Origin of the sequence: Kitasatospora terrestris (assembly GCF_039542905.1) — a bacterium.
GTDB classification, from domain to species: domain Bacteria; phylum Actinomycetota; class Actinomycetes; order Streptomycetales; family Streptomycetaceae; genus Kitasatospora; species Kitasatospora terrestris.
The window spans coordinates 843,257-864,884 of record NZ_BAABIS010000001.1; the positions used below are offsets into that span (position 1 = coordinate 843,257).

A 21,628-nucleotide genomic window follows, 5' to 3' on the forward strand; every position below is an offset into this window, starting at 1 on the left:
TCCGCTCGGGGCCGCCCCGTTCGGTTCGCTCGCCGCTTCGGGTGACCCGTTTGCCGCGACTCAAACGCCGGCAGCTTTCCTGACGGAACGTCAGCCAGCCCCTCGCGGGTGTCCGAAAAGCGTTCGTCGCCCGCCGTCCGGCGGCGCTGGCCTCGCCGGTCGTGGGAGCACGAGCGCAGTACGTGGTGGTGGAGAACGGCAGTTGGCGGCGGCACTACTCGCACTGGGGCGCCCAGCGGGTGGTGGGCGATCTGCTGCCCGGTCCGGCCGCGGCGACGCGCTGCTTCCGCGCCAATCGCGAGGCCGACGAATGGCTCGACGACGGCCCCGGCCTGACCGACCTGCTCGCGGCCGCACCGGCCACCCCCGCGCCCACCGACATGCCGTTCGGCGGCGTCCACTACGACCCGCGGGCCCGCACCGCCTCCATCCAGGCGGTCCAGACCGTACCGGGCCTCCACAGCTGGCCGCTGCCGGGCCGGGACGGCTGGACCCTGGACTTCCACGGCGACGACCACGGCCGGCAGGCCGAACTGCTCCCCGCGGACTTCCCCTTCCCGCCTCCCCCGCTCGCGGACGCACTGCGGCAGCTCGCCGACCGCCTCGACGCCCCGCTGCCCGATCCGGGCGCACTGCTCGCCCTCGCCGCGCGTCCGCCCGGCCCGGAGAGCACCACCACCGTCGTCGACCCCGCCGCGCTGGTGCCGCACGACCCGGCCGCCCCCACCCCGGCCGAACGGGCCGGGCTCGGCAGGGCGTTGGACGCCCTGGCCGCGGAGGCCGACGCCGGCTGACCGCCCGCCCCGCGGGTTCCGGTCAGGCGACCTTCCCGCCCGCGTTGCGGATCAGCTGCTGGAGCACCTTCACCGCGACGACGTAGTCCGCGTCGTCGATGCCCGCGTGGAGCGCGGCGCGGATCGCGGGGGCGTTGCGCGCGAGGCGGACGCGGGCCCGCTCCCCCTCCTCGGTGAGCCACAACCGGTCGTCGCCGTCCGAGGTCAACCAGCCGCGCTCGACGAGCGCCCCGGCCTGCGCCGCCAGGTCGTCCTCCGGCCGGATGCAGGAGGCCATCGCCTCCCGCAGCTCGGACACGGTCATCCCCGCGCCGTCGGGCGAGACGTCGTTCTTCGACGGGTTCCGCAGCAGCCAGAACTGGGGCTGGGCGTAGCCGCGTTCGGCCTGCTGGGCCCGGGTGTACGCGATGAGCGCCTCGTAGGCGACACCGGTCCGGTAGGCGGCGGGCTGTCCGGCGAGTCGGGCGTCGGCGATCTGCGGGGCGGTCATGGCAAATCCCTTCCTGACACTACGCGTTCGGGCCTGCGTACCGCGCAGGCCCACGGCGACCGTAGGACGGGAAGCGCGGTTGAGGTCAAGCGCGTTCCCGATACCCGCCGGCACCCGATCGTGACTGCCTCCCCGTGCGCGGGCCTGGCCGGTGGCGGCAGCGGGCGCCCTGCCCGTCCCGTTCGCCGGTGTCGCCCGGTCGCCCCTGGGCCGGATCAGGACGGTCCGGGCAACCGCGGACGCCCACGGCCTGCCCGGGTGCGAGCGTGCGGCCGTGGCGGTGGCCGCCGCGAAGGGGATCGGCGAGGCGCGGGCCGTGGACCCGTGACCACTGACACGAGTTCGCCGAACGGCTCACCGAGAACTCGGCAGCTCGACAGGCACCCCCCGCGCCCCCGCGTCGCCCGGGGTGGCGGCGGTGCGCAGGATGCCGGCGGTCGCGGCGGTGGCGGCGCACATCAGGGTGAGCAGCAGGAAGGCGTGGTTGAGGGCGGTGACGTGGGTGAGCCAGCCGATGACGGCGGGACCGGCGAGCATGCCGAGGTAGCCGAGTCCGGCCACCCGCGAGACGTTGGCACCCGCGGCGGTGGGGTCGGCGTGGCCCGCGGCGCTGAGCAGCTGGGGGACGCAGCCGGACAGGCCGAGGCCGAACAGTGCCCAGCCGACGAACGCGGCCCACACCCAGGGCGTCGCCGCCGCGACGGTGATGCCGACGGCTGCGGTGGCCGCTCCCCAGCGCAGGACCGCCGTCGAGCCGTGGCGGGTGACGACGCGGTCGGCGAGCAGCCGGCCGGTGGTCATCGCAGCGGCGTAGGTGCCGTACGCGAAGGCGGCGGTGCCCGCCGGGGTGCCGAGGACGTCCTTGAGGTGCAGGGCGCTCCAGTCGTTGGCCGCGCCCTCGCACAGCATGACCATCAGTGCCAGGACGGCGAGGATCCGGATCTGCCGGCGGCCGGTGGTGCCGCCGACGGGCAGGAGGGCTCCGGAGGGCTCCTCGGCGGCTTCGGCCGCCGGAACGGTTCCGGGCAGCAGGCTGCGCGCGGCCAGCAGGGCGGTGGCGATGCCGACCGCACCGAGGACGGCGAGGGTGGCGGCCGGGCCCAGGCCGATGGCGGTCGCCGCGGCGGCGGCCAGCGCGGCGACCACGCCGCCGACCGAGAAGGTGGCGTGGAAGCCGGACATGACGGGACGCCCGTAGGCCTTCTCCACGTGCACGGCGTGGGCGTTCATGGCCACGTCCAGGCACCCGTTGGCGAACCCGAAGACCACCAGCGCGCCGGCCAGCGTCCACGGGTTCGGCGCGAGCCCGGGCAGGACCAGGGACGCGGCGCAGAGGGCGCCGGAGGCGGGGACGACGGTGCGCACGCCGAGGCGGTCGGTGATGCGACCGGCCGCCTGCATGCCGGCGAAGGCGCCGAGGCCGAGCAGCACGAGCAGGCCGCCGAGCGCGGCGTGGCTGATGCCGACCCGGGTCTCGACGGCGGGAATGTGCACCACCCAGGCGCCCATCAGGGTGCCGCACAGGACGAAGTAGACGTAGGTCGCCACGCGGGCGGCCCGGAGCGAGCGTTCCATGCCACCACCATAACGAACATATCTTGTGTTCGAAAGCCGTCGATCGAACAGGTTGATTGTTCGTTTCATGATGCGGTTCAATCTCCGTATGAGCACCCAGGAGCGCCACACCCTGATCGCCCAAGCCGTCCGGGACGCGGGCAGCGCCACCGTCCTCGAACTCGCGGAGCTGACCGGCGCCTCCGAGATGACCATCCGGCGCGACCTCGACACCCTCGCCGCCCAGGGCGTCCTCGAGCGCTTCCGCGGCGGTGCCCGCACCCTGCTGCTGCGCGGCGAGGAGCCGCCGTTCGCGCTGCGCGCCCGCGACGCCGTCGACGCCAAGCGTCGCATCGCCGCCGCCGTCTCCGCGCTGATCGCCGACGGCGAGACCGTGCTCCTCGACAGCGGCACCACCTGCCTGGAGGTCGCCCGCCTGCTGCGCGAGCGACCCGTCACCGTGATGCCGCTGTCCCTGCCGGCCGTCCACGTCTTCGGCGACGCCCCCGGCCCGGCCACCCTGCTCGTGCCCGGCGGACAGCCCCGCGCCACCGAAGGCGCCCTCACCGGCCCGCTCACCCTGGCCTCGATCTCCGCCCTGCGCTTCGACACCGCCATCCTCGGCTGCTGCGGCCTCAGCGCCGCCGACGGACTGACCGCCTATGACCTCGACGACGCGACCGTGAAGAAGGCCGCCATGGCCGCCGCCCGCCGCACGGTCGTCGCCACCGACAGCGGCAAGCTCGGCCGCACCGCCTTCGCCCACGTGGCCTCAGCCGACCGCCTGCACGGCCTGGTCACCGATACCGCCGCCCCCGCCGAGGAGATCACCGCGTTCGAGGCCGCCGGCACGGCCGTCGCCAGCGTCTGACGCGCCGGCGGGCACCGCCCCGGCCGCGGCCGGAGCCCCTGCGCAACCTCAGGAAGCGGCGACCACCCCCGGTACACCGAGCGCCCGGTCGGCGGTCGCCGTCACCCACATCGGAAGCTGCGCCACCGCGATGGCCGGCGAGGCCGCCGACCCGGGCCCCACCGCGCCCTCCGGCACGGAGCACACCCGACACCGCCGGCACAGCCACACCGCCTGCCAGACCCAGTGCCGCCGCTCCCACAGCGCGTGCTGCGCCTTCGCGCTCTCCCTGACGGCCTCGGCCCGCCGCTGCTTCGTCGCCATCTGCACGGCCAGCCCGGCCAGCGCCAGCGGCACGACAAGGATCAGCGGGCCGAACACGTGGCCGATGCGGTACGCGACGGCGGTCTCCTCCGGTTCCGGGAGGCCGTCGCCCAGGTGCGTCAGCATCAGGGCGCTGATCAGCCCGGCCACCACGTAGAGCGCGGAGAGCAATTGTCAAAACCTGTGGGCGGGCGGAGTCACGAGGAGGGTTTTGCGCACTGGATGATCTTCCAGCCGTGAGCCTTTTACGAGCTCTAAGCCCCTCAGCAGTCTCTACCGTTGAGGGGCTTAGTCGTTGGTCTACTCAGGTTGAACTCGCGATGTCGGTGATTAGCCTGGCTGCGAGCTGATCATCAACATCGCGAGTTCAACCTGAGTGAGAGACGGGGGTGCAGGTGCGGTCGCCGATGTCGCCGAGCGGAAGGGTGGCCCGGGCGGTGGCGCCGGCGTGGTTGAGCGTCGTCAGGGTGACGTCGCCCTTCGTGTAGTTCGGGAACCAGAGCGCGTACAGGGTCCGGGCGCCGTCTGCGACGGTGCCGATCCGGCGGACCGTCAGGGGGGTGTCGCCGCAGGCCGCCCCGGTCACCTCCTGGTGGTCGGCGCCGATCAGCCGGACCCAGCCGTCGGTGAAGAAGGTGTCGAGCATGGTGACCCCCGTGGGGGAGGCGAGCGGCGGGTCCACCGGATGGTCGGCGCAGCCCCGTACCTGGACCGTGACCTGGTGGATCTCAGCGAAGCACTGCCGCTGGTCCGGGGTCTCCCAGACGTAGGCGGCGCCGCCCGGCCACGCCTGGACCAGCATCAGCGTCTGCGGGTCGGGGGGCCTCGGCTTCTCCGGCCATCGTCGTCGTCAGCTCGGTGCGGGTGCGGTTGATCACTTCGTCCAGGTTCGCGGCGGAGGCGGACGGTGTCACGGCCATGGCGGAGGACGGAGCGGGGGCCGGGGGAGCGGGTGTCGCGCTGCCCGGTGAGCAGGCGGTCAGGACGGCCAGCAGCGCGGCCGCTCCGAGGGCGTCGCGAAGTCCCTGTCGCACGTGGTCCCCCCCACAGCGTGTACCCCGTAGTCGGGGCGGTGAGGGGGGATCTCTACCGCACGGGTTGCCATGAACGCCGAGAATGTCCGACGACCCGAAGCCGGTCGTAACTCACCTGGTCGAAAAGCCCGTTCAGGGTAAGATCGGTATTACTCAGGTTGAACTTGCCATGTTGGTGGTCACAACGAGATAAGGGGCGGATTGGGTGACCCGCCGAGGCATGGGCGGAGTGTCCGTGGGGGCCAGAGTGGTGGCGTCGATAGCGTGTGATGCGGGGCCCGGGTCGCCCCCTGACAAGTCGCCGGGGCCTCACCCTGGATGTGTCAAAAGGGCTGGCCTCGTGGGGCCCAGCCCTTCCTGAGTAGCGGCTACAGACCCGCCCGGTTCAGCAGCCGCTCCATCTGCTCGCGCGGTAGGAACGGTGAGGCGCCGGCGGCTTCTGCGACGCGCTCCGAGGGGTCAGCGAGGAGACGGAGCAAGGACCGGAGCGGGAGGTTCCGGTGGGGCGCGACCGCGCGGCGGACTCGGTCTTCGGGGTCGGCGGCCAGCTTCTCGGCGAGTTCCGAGGGCAGATCCGGATCGCGGGGTGCGAAGGAGCGGAGCCGGGGCTCAGGGTCGGTGGCGAAGCGGCGCAAGGCTGCCGGCGGGAACGTCAGGACCTCCTTCTTGTCCCACCAGAACGTGAACTTGTCCCGCCGGCGGTAGCGGCGCTCGATATTCTCGGCGGTCGCGGGATCGACCAGCTGCGGGGCGGTGTAGGCCATGGTGAGGCGGACCATCTCCTCCACGTCGTCGAGCAGTCGGGCCACCGCGTTGGCGGGAAGAGCCTTGCTGGCGGCCGCGGAGACTCGGAAGCTGACGTAGGGCGAGTCGATGTGCGGCAGCGGATCGGCCGTCACCCAGGGCAGCCGCAGGATCCGCAGTTCCGTGGGCGCGAACTCGTTCTGGAACCACTGCAGGACCGCTTCGTCGTCCGCGTCAGGGCCCGGATCAGCCGTCGAGCGCGACAGCTCGTGGACCGAGGCATGGATCTGCGCCCGCACGTGCTCGGGCGTGTCCGGCCGGGCGAAGACCTTCACACGGACGCTCAAGGCCGGATCGACCGCAAGGGCCTCGAGAGCCGACGGCGGCAGGTCAGGATGCCGGGCGAGCTCGGCGCGAACCTCGCTGTCCGGATCCGCGGCGAACCGCTGCAGGGTGTCCGCGTCGAGAACGGCGTGAATGACCGCACCCGCCCGAGTCACCGGGTCCGCCAACAGCGCCGGCAGCAGGTCCGACGGCGGTGTCGGATGCGGCCGATGCGCGTAGTAGGTCGAACAGGCCGCGGCGCGGACCCTGGCCTCGGGATCGGTCAGCAGAACCCGGCGGACCGCCTCCGGCGCTTGCGGCCAGTGCTTCGCCAGCGCGGCACGGATCGCGGGGTCCGAGTCGGCGGCGAGGCGGGCCCGGAGGTCGGGCGGCGTGTGGTGGCCCTGAGCCAGGTACTCACGGACCCGTGGATCGGGATCGTCGATGAGCTGTTCCAGCATCCTCCTCGGCGCGCTCGCGGCGTGGATCACCAGCGCGGCCCGCACCGCCCCGTCCCGATGGGCAGCCAGTCGGATACGGAACCGGTCCGGCAGCCGGTCGTTGAGCGCCAGGCTGTGCAGGAGCCAGTGGTCGTCGATCGCGAGGATCTCGGCGATCATGTCCTCGGTAAGGTCTGGACGCTTCGCCACCTTCCCCATGCCCCGCCGCCAGGCGAACAGTCGCCGAACCATGGAAGCTGGCAGGGCGGAATTCATCGCCAACCCGTCCATCACCTTGTCGAGGTGAACAGGAGACAGAGCGTCAGCATCCATGCGGCCAGCATGCCAGGCGGGCTTCTATGCGACGCCGCCGGGCGGACAACCTCGGCGGCCGCTTCGAGCGGTGCGCCGGCCACCGCCCCTGTGGTCAGCTAGAAACCCGAGTGGCCCCTGAGTGGCCCTCCAAGCCTTCGCGGAGGCCACCGGGACTTCGCCGTCCATCAGTTCGAGGCTGGGAAGAGGGATTCCTGGGTGGCCTGGTAGCGGTAGGACTCGGTGCCGGTCTGGATCAGGGTGCAGCGGAAGAGGAATTGTCAATTTCTGTGGACTGACGGTCCCTGTCAGGATTCGCCGACGCTCTGATCCTTGGTTGCGAGTAGCTGGCGGAGCCGGCGGATCTCGGCGATCAGACGTGGAATGTTCTGGCGGGCTTCGGCGATGAACTGGGCGTTCTCGTCCCATCGTTCATCTGCGACATCGACGTAGCGGGGTTGCTGGACGAGGGTGGCGGCGACGTTCTCGTGGTGGTCGAAGTCCGGCCAGCGTTCACCAAGCCCGGTGTCGGGGACGGTGCTGATGGCAACCAGGTTCATGGCGTAGTCGTCGTCGAGCAGACGGACATGCCAGGGCCCCGGGGTCGCGGCGTTCGCCACCTCCTCGATCTCGGCAAGCTCGTCGTCGGTCATCGGTTCGGGGGTGTCCATCAGGCGGCGAGCTCCTCGCGTTCGACCAGGCGGCCCTTGCTGAAGTGTGCGCCGGCGCGGACGAGCGGGACGAGGTGGGCGCCGTTGACGGCCCGCCAGCGGGCCTGTGCCGACTCGACGAGCTTAAACACCGTGGCGAGCCCTGCGGTGGGGGATCCGGCGCCCTTGGTGACCTTGGTGCGGAGTCGCACGGTGGCGAAGGGTGGACTCGATCGGGTTGGCGGTCCGCAGGTGGATCCAGTGCTCGGCCGGGAAGTCGAAGAACTCCAACAGCACGTCCTGGTCGTCGGTGATCTTCTTGACGGCCTTGGGGAACTTCGCGCTGTAGAGCTTGACGAAGGTTTTGACGGCCTGCTCGGCGTGGTGGCGGTCCTCGGCGTTATAGATGTCCTGGATCGCCTTCTTGGCCGCCGGCTGGGCCGACTTCGGCATGGAGTCGAGGACGTTGGCCGTTTTGTGAACCCAGCACCTCTGCTCGCGGGTGTCGGGGAAGACCTCGCGCAGGGCCTTCCAGAACCCGAGGGCGCCGTCGCCGACCGCGAGCACGGGCGCGCGCACAGTCCGCACTCGATGACCATCACGGGATCATCGGGAAGGTACGCCCTCCGCGTTCCTCCCGGAACTGATCCACAGAACTTGAGCATTGCTCGAGCGCGGAGGCGACCTTGCTGTGAGCCGCCGTCACCGGAGCGGGCGGCAACGGCGCCCGCACGGTCACCCTCGCCGCCCTGGACCCGGTCCCGCTCGACGATCTCGACACCGCCCCGGGCGCCACCGTCACCGCACTCCTGCACGACGGGCACGCCCTCCTGCCGTCCCGCCCCACCGGCCCCGAAACATGGACTGGCCTCGGCCGTCCGCTGCCTGCCCGCCGCCGCGCGGTCCGGTACACCGGTCGTCCGTCTCCGGATCGGCTCCTCGCCTGTGTCCGGCAGGGAGAACCCGCTCCCCCGCATGCCCCCGCCGTCTGGAAGCAGGCGGAACGCCGGGCCCGTCCGACTCGCCGCTCCAGCACGGCAAGAGAGGCCCCACCCCGGGACGCGAACCGCGGAGCGGGCCACGAAGGGTGCGCCACCACCGGACGGCACGGGCCTCACGGACCCGATCCACCCTCGCGAGCACCGGTGTCGGTGGGGTGTGCGAGAGTGCGCGCGTGAACGAGGACATGCACGGTGCGGCGCTGATCGACCGCGTGATCGAGCGGGTGCGGCAGAACGGCTGGCCGACGGCGGACGCACCGGACCTGGACGAGCCCAAGCCCTTGGCTCCCGAGGTGCTGGAGCGTCTGCGGCTCCCCGGCGACCGGCCGTTGCCGCCGAGCCTGCGACGCTGGCTGGAGTTCGACGGCTCGTGGCTGGCCGACCTGGAGTGGTACGAGGACGAGCGGGAGCCGGTGTTCGACGCCCGGGCGCTCGGCGAGACCGCCGAGCGGATGTACGGCCCGGGCGGGGTGACGGTCGGGATGTTCGCCGACTTCGAGCGGCTGCTGCCCTCCCCCTGCCTGCCGCTGGTGGGTGGCAGCGACTCCCGGCGCCTGCTGTACCTGGGCTCACCCGACTCGACGGGCGAGTACCCGGTGCTGGTGACCGACATCGACGACCTGCCGTACGTGGCCGTCATGTACCCGGGCCTGGACGTGTACCTCGCCGACCTCGCCGACGTGATCGACCTCGACTTCGACACCTACACCGGGCTGAGCGACCACCCGGTGTACGGCGACCGGATGCGCGAACACGCGGAGAACACCGAGCTCGGCGCGGACGGCCTGGAGATCCAGGACCTCGACTGGCTCGACTGAGCGGAAAACCCCTTGGCCCGAAGCCCGTTGCTGCTGGTAGAAGGGGGCATGGACGACGAGATCATGACCCCGGTCGAACGGCTGCTCGCGGAACGCGCCTGCGAGCGGCTCATCGTGGACTTCATCCACCGCCTCGACCTCGGCGACCCCAGCTCGGTGGCCGACCTGTTCACCCCGGACGGCTACTGGCACTGGCCCCACGGTGACCGGCGCATCGAGGGACGCGAAGCCCTGCGCCGCTACTTCGCCTCCCGCCCGGCCGACCGGCTGTCGCGCCGTCTGATGACCAACATCCTGGTCACGGTCGAATCCGGGACCACGGCCCGGGCCGTCTCGTACATGACGACGTACCGCGTCGACGGCTACACGGGCGGAATGATCGAGCCCAGACTCCCCGTCAACGTCGGCCACTACGAGGACACCTTCCGCAAGGTCAGCAGCGCCTGGCTCCTCACCGGCCGCACCGTCTTCCTCCCCTTCGGCGCCGACACCGAACGACTCCCCACCGCCCAGGCCCCCAGGTCGAGCAGGGACGGAGCACCCCGCCGGCCATCTCCTACAGAGTCAGGCGGGGGCGAACCCCGGGGAGTTGATGCCGGTGGCGTCGGCCACGACGGGAGGACGGTTCTCCCTTCCCGTTCCTGACGCGCCCTCGTCGCCCTGGCGCGTCGTGGTCCAGGAGTTCGACAGTCCCGCGTGGACGCTCCATGAGATGACGTTCAGTGAGTGGTTGTCGGCCTGCCCCAAGGGCGAGGACATGACGGGGTGTTCTCGCAACCCGGCGCTCGACCGCCCGTTCTACGAACCTCTGCCCTGAAGTCGGACGAACTGCAATCAACAGCCTCGGTATCATCCACCGCGCCGGGATGCCTGACCGATCGCCTGGCACCAGGAGGGGGAGAGATGGGACGAGGACGGTCCGTCCGATGTGCGGGGGGCTTCGCGCTGGTGTTGGTGGTGGCCGGCTGTACGACGCCGCATCACGACCGGGCCCTGCCCGCTCCGTCTGCCTCGGTGACGGCCTCGGCGGCTGCTTCCGTCGCCGGCTCGCCGGCGGCGACCGACTGCGCGGACCCGCGCTACGAGTTCACTCCGGCGGTGGAGACGGAGACGCTGACGCACGTCACCGCGGCGGTCACCGTCACGGCTGCGGGCGGCGGGCCGCTGAACCTTCCCGGTGCGCTGGCCGTACGGCCGATCACTGCGGCCGCGACGTCGAGCGTGGGCGATTCGGACGCCCGCCGCGTGTACGACGCCTTCGTCCACCAGTCGCCCACCCCCGGCCTGCCGGAGTTCGGAGGGGTACTGGGCCCGTACCCGGGGAGCTCGGCCGTGAGCACCAGCCGGCCGGGCCGGTTCGTCGGGTACGCGTTCAACTGGGTGATCACGAGTTCTTTCGTCCGCCACTGCAACGGTGCGGACGCCGTCGGCACCGTGACCACCTTCCGGCCCCGGTCCCCCGTGGCGGGGCTGGTGGACTGCGCCGATCCTCGGGGTGAGGTCCAGCAGCAGGCCGCACGGCTCATGTGCGGGACCGGCTCCTGACGGTTCGTCCGGGCGGGGTCGGGACAGCGCGGCAGTACTTGCGGCTCCTGTCGGCGAAGGAGTAGAGCTCGCACGGCCCCGTCCTGCCCTGCTCGGGGGCCGTGCGACCAGTGCGTTTCCCGGCGGTTCCGCTTCCCCGGTCCGCGCCGGGCGGCGGGCGGCGGCCCCGCCGACGGAGGCTCCACGGCGGTGCGTCGCTTCGGATACTGAGACGGGGCGACGCGGGTGCGGCCGACTGTGGGATGGTCGGTGCGGGACGGCCTCTCCCCGGGGCCAGGTCATGGTTGGGGAGAGGCCGACCGGGGGTCCGCTTCCCCTCTTCTCCCCCGGCATCCAAAGTCCGCGGCCGTGTCCGCCCCGGCCCGGGACCGGATCACAACCGCCCTGCGCGCGCCTCGACGCCGGGGCCACCGACCACCTCGTCGCGCTCCTCGGTCCCGTCCCCCGGCTCCGGGACCTCGCGGAGACGGACGGACTGCGCGCCGCCCTCACGCAGCTGCGCAACCCGGACGACTGCGCCTGGATCGCCGACCTGTCCTGATTCCGCTCCCCGCCCCCTCCCTCCAGCGGTGGTTCAGCCGTTCGGTGGCCACCCGTTCGGCCATCGGAGGGGTCCGGGCGGGCCGTCCGACGGCATGTCAGCGCGTCGTGGGTTCGCGGACGACCGGTCGTCAGGAGACTCTCGGGCGTCTCGTCGTTCCCACTCCCGAGAGGACCCAGGTGGAACCAGATCAGCGCGTGTCGCCCGCGGGGAGAAAACGGTGGCTCGGCCGGGTGCTGAGTGCCGGCCTCGCCGCGACGCTCCTGCCGCTCGGCTTGGCCGGTTTCGGCCCCGGAGCCTGGGCGGCCGGGCTTCCCGGCGGGCTCGGGCCGTGCCTGGGGGCCGAGTGTCCCGCGACGTTCCCCCCGGTGAACAACGGGGACTTCGCCGGGCGCGACGCCAACATCAACGTGTTCGTCGGCGGCAACTTCAACGTCTCCGGTTCGGCAGCGGAGGCCGAGGGCAAGGTGGTGACGCTCGGCAACTTCTCGCAGAACAAGGCGCAGGGCGTCAGCTCGATCTACAACATCGGTATCGCGGGCGTGGGTTCACGCGTCCCCCCGCCAGCCGGTTCGGACTTCCTCACCACCGGCGGCGGCATCACCGTCGCCCAGGGGCAGCGGCTGGTCGCGGAGGGCGGCGTCGTCCGCCACGCCGGCGCGGTCAGCGGCACCATCGACGGGACGGTCGTCCAGGACTCGCAGGCCGCCGCCCCGTACTCCGCGCTGCGCGGTCAGCTGCAGACGGCCAGCGAGTGCTACGCCGGCATCGGGACGCCCCGGCCCCCCACGGGGACGGCGGTCAACCAGAGCTACCAGACGCTGTTCACGGGTGACGGCACGTCGGCGCTGCAGGTCTTCAACGTGGACTTCGACCTCACCACGAGCGGCGGCGCGCAGCAGGGCATCGTCTTCGCGAACATCCCCGCCAACGCGACGGTGCTGGTCAACCTGGTCGGCGCGGCGCGCACCATCAGCACCTTCAGCGGCGGGGTCGACGACAGCGACCCCTTGAACAAGCTGCGCGAGCGCCTGCTGTGGAACGTCCCGACCGCCGGGACGGTGACCTTCACCGGCACCGGCCAGTTCCAGGGCAGCATCCTGGTGGGCAACCCGGCCAGCACCACCACCGTCAACATGCCGGGCCTCAACGGCCGGTTCTTCACCACGGGCACCCTGAACCACACCTCGGGCGGCTCGGGCGGCACCGGTACGGAGATCCACGCCTACCCCTTCAACGGCGACCTCCCCTCGTGCGGCACGCCCACCCCCACCGCCTCGACCTCGGTCACCAAGGTCGACTCCGAGAGCGCGCAGCCGCTGGCGGGCGCGGTGTTCCAGCTCTGGCGGGAGACCAACGACACCACGGGCCTGCAGACCACCGGCGCGACCCCGGACACCGCGGTCGGCAACCCCTGCACCACCCCGGCCAACGGCCAGTGCTCCGCCACCGGCCTGCCGCTCGGCACCTACTACTGGCAGGAGACCGCAGCCCCGCCCGGCTACGACCTGCCAGCCCAGCCGGTGACCACGGTCGTCCTGACCACCGACGGGCAGAACGTGCCGGTGACCGTCCGGGACAGCCGGACGCCCGCCGCGACGGGGTCGACCACCGTCACCAAGGTGGACGCGGCGACCAGCACCCCGCTCGCGGGCGCGGTCTTCCAACTGTGGCACGAGACCAACAACGTCCCGGGCCTGCAGACCACCGGGGCCACCCCGGACACCGCGGTCGGCAACCCCTGCACCACCCCGGCCAACGGCCAGTGCTCCGCCACCGGCCTGCCGCTCGGCACCTACTACTGGCAGGAGACCGCAGCCCCGCCCGGCTACGACCTCCCCACCCCGGCAGTGACCACGGTCGTCCTCGACACGGCCGGGCAGGACGCGCCGGTCACGGTCCAGGACACGCAGACCACCACGCCGACCGCCTCCACCACCGTCACCAAGGTGGACGCGGCGACCGACGCCCCGCTCGCCGGCGCCACCTTCCAGCTCTGGCACGAGACCAACGGCACCACGGGCCTGCAGACCACCGGGGCAATCCCGGACACCGCGGTCGGTTCCCCGTGCGTGACCGGTGCGACGGGGATCTGCTCGGCGAACAACCTGCCGCTGGGCACGTACTACTGGCAGGAGACCGCGGCCCCGCCCGGCTACGACCTGCCGGCCCAGCCGGTGACCACGGTGGTGCTCGCCACCGCCGGGGAGACCGTGCCGGTCACGGTCCGGGACAGCCGGACGCCGAACGGTTCGGGCTCGACCACCGTCACCAAGGTGGACGCGGCGACCGACGCCCCGCTCGCGGGCGCGGTGTTCCAGCTGTGGCAGGAGACCAACGGCACCCCGGGCCTGCAGACCCTCGGCGCCAACGCCGACACCGAGGTCGGCAGCCCGTGCACCACTCCGGTCAACGGCCAGTGCTCCGCCACCGGCCTGCCGCTGGGCACGTACTACTGGCAGGAGACCGCGGCCCCGCCCGGCTACGACCTGCCGCTCCAGCGCACGACGACGGTCGTCCTGGCCACCGACGGGCAGAACGTGCCGGTGACCGTGCGGGACCGCAAGACGCCCGACCTGACGGCGTCCACCCGCGTCACCAAGCTGGACGCGGCGACCGGCCGGCCGCTGGCGGGCGCGGTGTTCCAGCTGTGGCAGGAGACCAACGACGTCCCGGGTCTGCAGACCACCGGCATCGCCCCGGACACGGCGGTCGGCGAGCCCTGCACGACGCCCGCCAACGGGGTCTGCCGTGCGACGGACCTGCCGCTGGGCACCTACTACTGGCAGGAGGTCCAGGCCCCGCCCGGCTTCGACCTGCCGGCCCAGCCGGTGAGCACGGTGGTCCTGGCCGCCGACGGGCAGACCGTGCCGGTCATCGTCAAGGACGAGCGGACGCCGGAGAAGGGTCCGGGTTCGACCAAGGTGGTCAAGGTCGACGCGGAGACCGGTGAGCCGCTGGCCGGCGCGGTCTTCCAGCTGTGGCGCGAGACCAACGGCCGCCCGGGCCTGCAGACCTTCGGCAACAACGCCGACACCAAGGTCGGCGAACCCTGCACCACCGGCGAGGACGGCGTCTGCGAGGCGCACGACCTCCCGCTCGGCACGTACTACTGGCAGGAGGTGTCGGCTCCGGACGGCTACGCCCTCCCGGGCGATCCGGTGAGCAAGGTCGTGCTCACCAAGGACTGCCCGTGCGTGGAGGTCACGGTGCGGGACACCCGCCTGTGCCCGCCCAAGCCGTGCCCGCCGAAGCCGTGCCCGCCCAAGGGTGACCACGGCTCGGACGGGCCGTGGGCCCAGCTCCGCGAGTCCTGACGGATAGTCACGGCATGCTCCACCGAGGTGCCCCGGTCCACGCGGACCGGGGCACCTCGCCGCGTACGGGAGCACACCGCCCGAGACGGCAGGCGGCAGGCAGCAGGCCGCGCTACCTGGTACCGCGCCTGTCGGCCGTGCTGTGTAACCTTTCCCGGTCCGTCGCCGTGTGTACATGGCGACGGATTCCGGCGGAGGACCGGCGGGCCCGAACCGGGGCCGCCGGGGGGAATCCCCGCCGGACGGATCTGTGGGGGGAAGAGCACCGTGCACAAGAGTGCGAAGATCGGCATCGCCGGTGTCGCCACGGCCGTGCTGGCCGTGGGCGGCTACGGCGCGTACAACATCGCCTCGGCCTTGACCGACTCGTCCGACCGGGCGGCCGCGGCGGGGCCGCGGTCAGTGGTGGCCGAGCCGCCGACCGCCGAGCAGGCGGCGGCCGCCGCCAAGGAGTTCCTCGACGCCTGGGCCAAGGGCGACGTGATGGCGGCGGGCAAGCTGACCGACGCGCCGGACGCGGCGACAGCCGGGCTGACGGCGTTCCGGGACCAGGTGAAGCCGAGCGCGGTCCACCTGACCGTGGGCGGACCGATCGGCTCGCCCGCACCCTCGCCCTCGGCCGCGTCCTCGACGGCCGCCGCGCCGACCGGGGTCCCGCTGTCGTTCAAGGCCAGCATGGAGTTCGCCGAGACCGGCACCCCGTGGGCCTACGACGGCGTCCTCGGCCTGGTGAAGATGAGCGACGGCAAGGCCGCCGTGCACTGGGTCCCGTCGGTGATCCACCCGCACCTCGGCGCGGGCGAGACCATCGCGGTGAAGCCGGTCTACGGCACCCCCGGCACGGTCACCGACCGCAACGGCAAGCCGCTGGGCGGCTTCCCCTCGCTCACCGGCGTGCTGGACCGCTTCAAGACCCAGGCCCCGCAGGGCGGCTCCCCGGAGGACGCCGGTTCGGGCGTGCTGATCAGCCCCGACTCGGGCAGCGGGGCTCCGGAGAAGCTCTTCACCATCAAGGAGCCCAAGCCCGTCCCCGCGCTGAAGCTCACCCTGGACGCCACCCTCCAGCAGGCCGCCGAGGCCGCCGTGGCCGAGCAGTCCAAGGGCGGCACCCGGCCCGCCTCACTGGTCGCCATCGAGCCCAGCACCGGCTACATCCTGGCCTTCGCCAACGCCCCGGCCACCGGCCAGAACCGGGCGTTCTCCGGCGCCACCGCCCCCGGCTCCACCATGAAGGTCGTCACCACCGCCGCACTGCTGGAGGCCGGCGTCACCCCGTCCACCCCGGTGGCCTGCCCGGCCACCACCATGGTCACCGGCCGCCCGGTCGCCAACGACTTCCCCGACGCCCGGCCGAACAACACCTTCGCCGACGACTTCACCCAGTCCTGCAACACCGCCTTCATCGAGAAGGGCGCCGCCGTCCTCAAGCCGGACACCCTCCCGAAGATCGCCAAGGACGTCTTCGGCCTCGGCCTGGAGTGGAAGACCGGCCTGTCCAACTTCGACACCAAGATCCCCACCGAGTCGAACATGGCCGGCGCCGCCTCCGAGTTCATCGGCCAGGGCAAGGTGCAGACCAACCCGCTCGGCATGGCCTCGGTCGCCGCCACCGTCCAGAGCGGCGTCTTCAAGATGCCGGTCCTGGTCCCCGGCACGGAGCAGAAGCCCGCCGCCCGACAGCTCTCCGGCGACGTGCTGGGCAACCTCCGCACGCTGATGACCCAGACCGCGAAGAGCGGCACCGCCGCCGAGCCGATGGCCGGCATCCCCGGCGCCGCCGCCAAGACCGGCACCGCCGAGGTCGACGGCAAGGACACCAACAGCTGGTTCACCGCCTACCGCGGCAACCTCGCCGTCGCCGCCGAGGTCGAGGGCGGCCTGCACGGCGCCCAGTCCGCCGGCCCCGCCGTCGCCAAGCTGCTGCGCATCGGCAACGGCTGACCCGACGGCCGGGCGTCAGCCCCTGCCGTAGACGGCGGCCGACCGTCGACAACGTCGCCGCCGTCTACGGCAGGGGCTGACCACCGCGGGGGCGGCACCCGCACCGCACCGGGCATCATGAGGGGAAGGGCCGTACAGCCTCGCCCAGGCGGTGATCATCACATGGGTTCCTCCCCGTCCGGAGACGGTGTCCTCGCCGACGTCGCGACCGCGCTGATCGACGCCCGGGGGATCGTGGTCTCGTGGTCCACGACCGCCGCGGAACTGCTCGGCCGCTCCGCCGCCGAGGTCCTCGGCCGGTCGATCCTGCGGCTGGTCACCGACCGTGACGACCTGATGCCGGCCCTCCCGGCACCGGGCGGACAGCCCCTCCACGGCACGGCACGGCTGACCGACGGCTCGGGCGGCACCGTCACCGTGCGGTACCGCGTCCTGCCCACGGCCTCGCCCGGCCGTGCCCTCCTCCTGGCCGTCCCCGCCGACCGGGCCGCCGAGGCCGCGGACGGCACCGCCCTGCTGCGGGCCCTGCTCGGCCAGGACCGGATCGGGTTCGTCCTGCGCGACACCGGTCTGGCCGTGCTGCGGAGCAACCGCCCACCGGCGGCCTCCGGCCGGCTGCCGGTCGACGCCGGCAGCCGGCCCGCCGACGTGATGCACCCGCAGGACGCCGCGGAGAGCGAGGCCGTCCTGCGCGGCGTGCTGGAGACCGGCGTACCGGTGGCCGCCCGGGAGCAGCGGGTCCGCGCGCTCGGCGACCCGGCCGAGGAGTACTCCTTCTCCGTGTCCGCCCTCCGGCTGGAGGACGGCCGGGGCCGGCCCGGAGGCGTCGCTGTCCTGCTCACCGACGCCACGGCGCACTTCCGGGCGGCCCGCCGGCTCGAACTGCGCCACCGGGTCTCCAGCACGGTCGGCCGCTCCCTGGACGTCGCCCGCACCGCCCAGGACCTCGCGGACGCCCTCGCCCCCGCCTTCGGCGACCTGGCCTGGGTCGACCTGGCCGACGCCGTCCTGCGCGGCGACGAACCGCCCCGGACCTTCGGCGGAGGCGACATGCACCTGCGCCGGGCAGCCGTGCACGCGGCCTCCGGCCACTGGCCCGCCGAGCTCATCCGGAAGGGCGAGGCCATCCCGCCGTTCCCGGACCGCCGCATGATCCGCGTCCTCCAGGAGGGACGGGCCGTGGTCGTCGACCGGGCGACCCTCGAACGCGGCCTCGCGGATCCGGACTTCGTCCGCGCCACCGCCCCCGAGAAGGGGCACTCGCTCGCCGTCGCCCCGCTCTTCGCCCGCGGCCTCGTGCTCGGCGTGGCCGCCGTGTGGCGCGCCGAACGCCCGGAGCCCTTCGACCGCCAGGACGCGGACCTGCTGACCGAGATCGCCGCGCACGCCGCCCTCGCCGTCGACAACGCCCGCCGCTACACCCGCGAGCACCGGGCCGCCGTCGCCCTGCAGCGGCGCCTGCTGCCGCGCGCCACCACCCGCACCAGCACGCTGGAGACCGCGGGCCACTACCTGCCCGCCACCGGCGGCGCCGGGATCGGCGGCGACTGGTTCGACGCGATCGCCCTGCCCTCGCTGCGCACGGCCCTGGTGGTCGGGGACGTCACCGGCCACGGTCTCCACGCGACCGCCACCATGGGCAGGCTGCGCACCGCCGTCCAGACCCTCGCGGACCTCGAGCTCGCCCCCGACGAACTGCTCACCCACCTCGACGGCCTGGTGGCGCGCTCGGCGGCCGAGGCCGACCCCGGGCAGCTCGACACCGTCGGGGCGACCTGCCTGGTGGTGCTCCACGACCCGGTGGCCGGACGGTGCGTGCTGGCCTCCGCGGGCCACCCGCCGCCGCTCCTCGCCACCCCGGACGGCACCGTCCGGCCGGTGGCGGTGCGCCCGGGTCCACCGCTCGGGGTGGGCGGCCTGCCCTTCGAGACGGCCACCGTGGAGCTCCCTCCCGGCAGCCTCCTCGCGCTCTACACGGACGGCCTGGTCAACCGCTTCGGCGGCGACCTCGACCGCCTGGCCGCCCGGCTGTCCGACCTGCGGAGGTCGGGGCCGGGCCTGACCGCACTCGGCCGGGCCCTCGTCTCCGAAGGCACCGACCTGCCGTCGCGCGACGACACCGCCCTCCTGCTCGCCCGCGCCCGGCCGCTGCCCGCGGGCAGCGTCGTGTCCTGGGAGTTCCCGGCCGACCCCTCCGGCGTCGCCACCGCGCGGGCCGTCGTCACCGGGAAGCTCGCCGAGTGGGCACTCGACGAGCTCGCCTTCACCACCGAACTGATCGTCAGCGAGCTGGTCACCAACGCCATCCGCTACGCGGGCGGGCCCGTCGGCCTGCGCCTGATCCACGACACCACGCTCATCTGCGAAGTCAGCGACCCCAGCAACACCCAGCCGCGGCTGCGCCGCGCCCGCACCACCGACGAGGGCGGCCGCGGCCTGTTCCTGATCGCCCAACTCTCCCGACGGTGGGGCAGCCGCTACGGGCAGCACGGCAAGACCATCTGGTCCGAGCAGGCGCTCCCGCCCGGCGCGCCCGTGCCGAGCCCACCCGCCTGACGCGCAGCCACGGTCCATGCAGGAGTGACACCCCCCTCGCTCCCGACGGACGGGCCGGCCCAGCGACCGTTCGGGCGTCGGAGGCGGCGGCTAGCCTGATGGTCCGTCAGTGGCAGCGACCGACGCTGCCCGCCAGGAGGTCCCATGCCTGCTCGTGCCCGTGTCCTGGCGCCGGTGCTCGCCGTCGCCGCCGCACTCCTGCTCGCCGCCTGTTCCGGCTCCACCACCACGCCCTCGGCCGACGGCGCCGCCCCGGCGAGCACCCCGCCGGCAGGTGCCACGTCGAGCACCTCCGCCGTGCCCGCCTCCGCCACGCCCTCCACGGCTACGCCGTCGCCGAGCGCCACGCCGATGGACACCCTGGTGATCCTCTGGTACGGCAACGGAGGGGCCGACAAGCTCGACGATCTGATCACCTCCGTCGCGAGGGTCGAGGCGCGGCATGCCGAGGGCCGCGCGGTCATCGAGCTGGACAAGGCGTTCGCGGCCGTTCGCGCCGCCCGCCCGTACACCCCGATACCCGACCCGGAGACCCAGGCCGCCTGGGCGTCCGCCGTCGAGCACCTCGGTTCCGGGATGAGCACCGTCCTGAGCACCTCGGCCCTCAATCCGGGGCCGAGCATGGCTCCGGAGCAGGCCAAGGAGACGGAGGCCAGGGGCTGGGAGGAGTTCGCGACGGGCATGGCCGCCCTGAGGGACGTCGACAAGCGGCTGCAGGCCTTCGGCTGCCTGCCCCACGGGGACCCCTGGAAGGCGTAGCCGCCCCGGGGAGTCCGGCCCGGGGAGTCCGCCCCGGGGAGTCCGGCCCGGGGCGACCGGGCTCCCCGACGCGGTGGGTGCTCCGGTCGGCCGCCGGGCCCGGCCTGAGCGTCCGCTCCGCTGTCAGCCGGGCAGGGTCCACTTCTGCCAGGCGTTGGTGTTGCAGTCCCAGATCTGGAGCTGGGTGCCGTCCGCGGTGCTGCCGCCGGGGATGTCGAGGCAGCGGCCGGACTGGGGGTTCTTCAGCTGGCCGGACGCCTGTGCCTGCCACTGCTGCGCACCGGTGCCGTTGCAGTCCCAGATCTGGACCTTGGTGCCGTTGGCGGTGCCGCCGGAGACGATGTCCAGGCAGCGCCCGGAGTTGGGGTTGCGGAGGGTGCCGTCGCCGCCGACGGTCCAGGTCTGGGCGGTGCCGGGGGCGCAGGTGTAGAGCTGGACGGGGGTGCTGTTGGCGGTGCCGGCGGCCCGGACGTCGACGCACTTGCCGCCGTAGCCGCTGATCGCCCCGGTGCCGCCGCTGCCGCCACCGGGGGGCAGGGTGATCTCGCCCTGGTTGAGGACGCGCGGCAGGAAGTAGCCGGTCTGGATCTCGGCGTTGGTGTTGTTCCCCGTCAACTGCTCGGACCAGAGCATGAAGTAGGACCAGCGCGGCTGGCTGTCGAGCAGGGCGGCGGTGGGGATCTTGCCGAGCTCGGCCATGGCGATGGGCTTGCCGCCGGCGATGGAGAGGATCTGCTGGTAGTCCGCCGCGCTCGGGTAGGACTTGTACCAGGCGTCGAGGGAGACGACGTCGACGTAGGAGCTGCCGGGGTAGTAGTCGGCCCAGCCGCCCGCGGGGTTGTCCTGGACGTTCCAGACCCAGATGAGGTTGGAGAGGCCCTTGGTGCCGGCCAGGTAGTCGTGGGTGATCCGGTAGAGGCGCGCGCTGCCGTCGGCGCCGGGGCGGTGGCCCCACCAGTTCCAGCTCTCGTTCATCTCGTGGAGCGGGCGGAACAGGACCGGCACGCCGGCGTCCTTGAGCTGCTGGAGGTAGGGGACGACCTCGTCGAGGCGCTTCTTCCAGGCGGTGTTGAGGGCCGTGCCGTCGGTGACGATCTGGTTGAACTGGGCGTCGGTGACACCGGACTTGACGCCGCCTTCGAAGGCGCAGCCGCTGCCCTGGGTGGGCGGGCAGACGTGCCAGGTCAGGTTGACCAGGGAGCCGTTGGCCCACTCCGTTTTGGCCTGGTCGACGACGCTCTGCCGGTTGGCGACGTCGGCGGGGTTGAACATCAGGTCGCCGCCCCACAGGCCCGGGTACTGGCCGGTGATGTTCTTGACCTGCTGGGTGTACTGGGCGGGCGCGGAGGCGGGTTCCTTGTTGTGCTGGCCGGAGACGATGTGGTTGCCGGTGACGGACTGCAGGTAGGCCAGCACGTTCGCCTTGGGGGTGGCGGGGAAGGCCTGGGCGTCCGGGGCCGGGAGGGCGCCCAGGATCAGTGCGGCGAAGGCGGTGGCCAGTGCGGTGCCGCCGGCGGACAGCCTGGCGAGGGCTTGGCGCATGGTGGTCGGCTCTCTCGTGTGGGGTTTGCTGCCGGAGCGCTTACCTGAACTGAACCGAGTAAGCGGGGACGAACATACGGCCGCCCGACAAC

The 21,628-nt window shown here is 72.8% G+C and carries 15 protein-coding genes and 2 pseudogenes; 9 read left to right on the plus strand and 8 right to left on the minus strand.

Annotated features, from left to right (window positions below; all coding sequences use genetic code 11):
- The first annotated feature begins 161 nt into the window (after positions 1 to 161).
- On the plus strand, positions 162 to 794 hold the full coding sequence (locus ABEB06_RS04185; protein ID WP_345695407.1) for a hypothetical protein: 633 nt from the start codon (positions 162 to 164) through the stop codon (positions 792 to 794).
- Positions 795 to 816: 22 nt separating this feature from the next.
- Here the strand turns inward: ABEB06_RS04185 and ABEB06_RS04190 are convergent, their stop codons facing one another.
- A complete protein-coding gene (locus ABEB06_RS04190) occupies positions 817 to 1,284 on the minus strand; it encodes a MarR family transcriptional regulator (protein ID WP_345695408.1) in 468 nt (155 codons plus the stop codon).
- 354 nt (positions 1,285 to 1,638) lie between these two features.
- Positions 1,639 to 2,859 carry an MFS transporter gene (locus ABEB06_RS04195; protein WP_345695409.1) on the minus strand — a complete coding sequence of 407 codons (1,221 nt, stop codon included), beginning with the start codon at positions 2,857 to 2,859 and terminating at the stop codon, positions 1,639 to 1,641.
- Between the two features lie 88 nt (positions 2,860 to 2,947).
- Here ABEB06_RS04195 and ABEB06_RS04200 point away from each other — a divergent pair, with 88 nt between their 5' ends.
- A complete protein-coding gene (locus ABEB06_RS04200; protein WP_345695410.1) occupies positions 2,948 to 3,709 on the plus strand; it encodes a DeoR/GlpR family DNA-binding transcription regulator in 762 nt (253 codons plus the stop codon).
- Positions 3,710 to 3,757: 48 nt separating this feature from the next.
- Here ABEB06_RS04200 and ABEB06_RS04205 read toward each other — a convergent pair whose 3' ends face one another.
- The 5 genes and pseudogenes from ABEB06_RS04205 to ABEB06_RS04225 all read right to left on the minus strand — a co-directional run.
- Positions 3,758 to 4,183, minus strand: coding sequence for a hypothetical protein (locus tag ABEB06_RS04205; protein ID WP_345695411.1), 426 nt, complete (start codon positions 4,181 to 4,183; stop codon positions 3,758 to 3,760).
- 196 nt (positions 4,184 to 4,379) lie between these two features.
- Positions 4,380 to 4,814, minus strand: a complete 435-nt coding sequence (locus tag ABEB06_RS04210; protein WP_345695412.1) for a hypothetical protein — start codon at positions 4,812 to 4,814, stop codon at positions 4,380 to 4,382.
- A 600-nt stretch (positions 4,815 to 5,414) separates the two neighbouring features.
- On the minus strand, positions 5,415 to 6,887 hold the full coding sequence (locus ABEB06_RS04215) for a hypothetical protein (protein ID WP_345695413.1): 1,473 nt from the start codon (positions 6,885 to 6,887) through the stop codon (positions 5,415 to 5,417).
- Positions 6,888 to 7,174: 287 nt separating this feature from the next.
- Positions 7,175 to 7,537 (minus strand): hypothetical protein, encoded by a 363-nt coding sequence (locus ABEB06_RS04220; RefSeq protein ID WP_345695414.1) that lies wholly within the window; start codon positions 7,535 to 7,537, stop codon positions 7,175 to 7,177.
- Positions 7,537 to 8,107 (minus strand): annotated as a pseudogene (locus tag ABEB06_RS04225) (transposase); the annotation flags it as partial. The pseudogene ABEB06_RS04225 and the gene ABEB06_RS04220, both read right to left, overlap by 1 nt.
- A gap of 583 nt (positions 8,108 to 8,690) precedes the next feature.
- Between ABEB06_RS04225 and ABEB06_RS04230 the strand changes: the two are divergent.
- From ABEB06_RS04230 to ABEB06_RS04260, 7 genes and pseudogenes are all read left to right on the plus strand, one after another.
- Complete coding sequence (locus tag ABEB06_RS04230; RefSeq protein WP_345695415.1) at positions 8,691 to 9,335, plus strand: hypothetical protein; 645 nt, start codon at positions 8,691 to 8,693, stop codon at positions 9,333 to 9,335.
- Between the two features lie 48 nt (positions 9,336 to 9,383).
- A pseudogene (locus tag ABEB06_RS04235) lies at positions 9,384 to 9,845 on the plus strand (nuclear transport factor 2 family protein); the annotation flags it as partial.
- A gap of 504 nt (positions 9,846 to 10,349) precedes the next feature.
- Positions 10,350 to 10,880 (plus strand): hypothetical protein, encoded by a 531-nt coding sequence (locus tag ABEB06_RS04240; RefSeq protein ID WP_345695416.1) that lies wholly within the window; start codon positions 10,350 to 10,352, stop codon positions 10,878 to 10,880.
- A gap of 909 nt (positions 10,881 to 11,789) precedes the next feature.
- Positions 11,790 to 14,738, plus strand: coding sequence for a SpaA isopeptide-forming pilin-related protein (locus tag ABEB06_RS04245; protein ID WP_345695417.1), 2,949 nt, complete (start codon positions 11,790 to 11,792; stop codon positions 14,736 to 14,738).
- A gap of 267 nt (positions 14,739 to 15,005) precedes the next feature.
- Entirely contained in the window at positions 15,006 to 16,679 is a 1,674-nt protein-coding gene (locus tag ABEB06_RS04250; protein WP_345695418.1) for a penicillin-binding transpeptidase domain-containing protein, read from the plus strand.
- Positions 16,680 to 16,841: 162 nt separating this feature from the next.
- Complete coding sequence (locus ABEB06_RS04255) at positions 16,842 to 19,235, plus strand: ATP-binding SpoIIE family protein phosphatase (protein ID WP_345695419.1); 2,394 nt, start codon at positions 16,842 to 16,844, stop codon at positions 19,233 to 19,235.
- 144 nt (positions 19,236 to 19,379) lie between these two features.
- Positions 19,380 to 19,994 carry a hypothetical protein gene (locus tag ABEB06_RS04260; protein WP_345695420.1) on the plus strand — a complete coding sequence of 205 codons (615 nt, stop codon included), beginning with the start codon at positions 19,380 to 19,382 and terminating at the stop codon, positions 19,992 to 19,994.
- A 123-nt stretch (positions 19,995 to 20,117) separates the two neighbouring features.
- On the opposite strand, the gene ABEB06_RS04265 is transcribed toward ABEB06_RS04260, so the two are convergent.
- Positions 20,118 to 21,536: a glycosyl hydrolase gene (locus ABEB06_RS04265; RefSeq protein ID WP_345695421.1), complete on the minus strand. Its 1,419-nt coding sequence runs from the start codon at positions 21,534 to 21,536 to the stop codon at positions 20,118 to 20,120.
- Between the last annotated feature and the right edge of the window lie 92 nt (positions 21,537 to 21,628).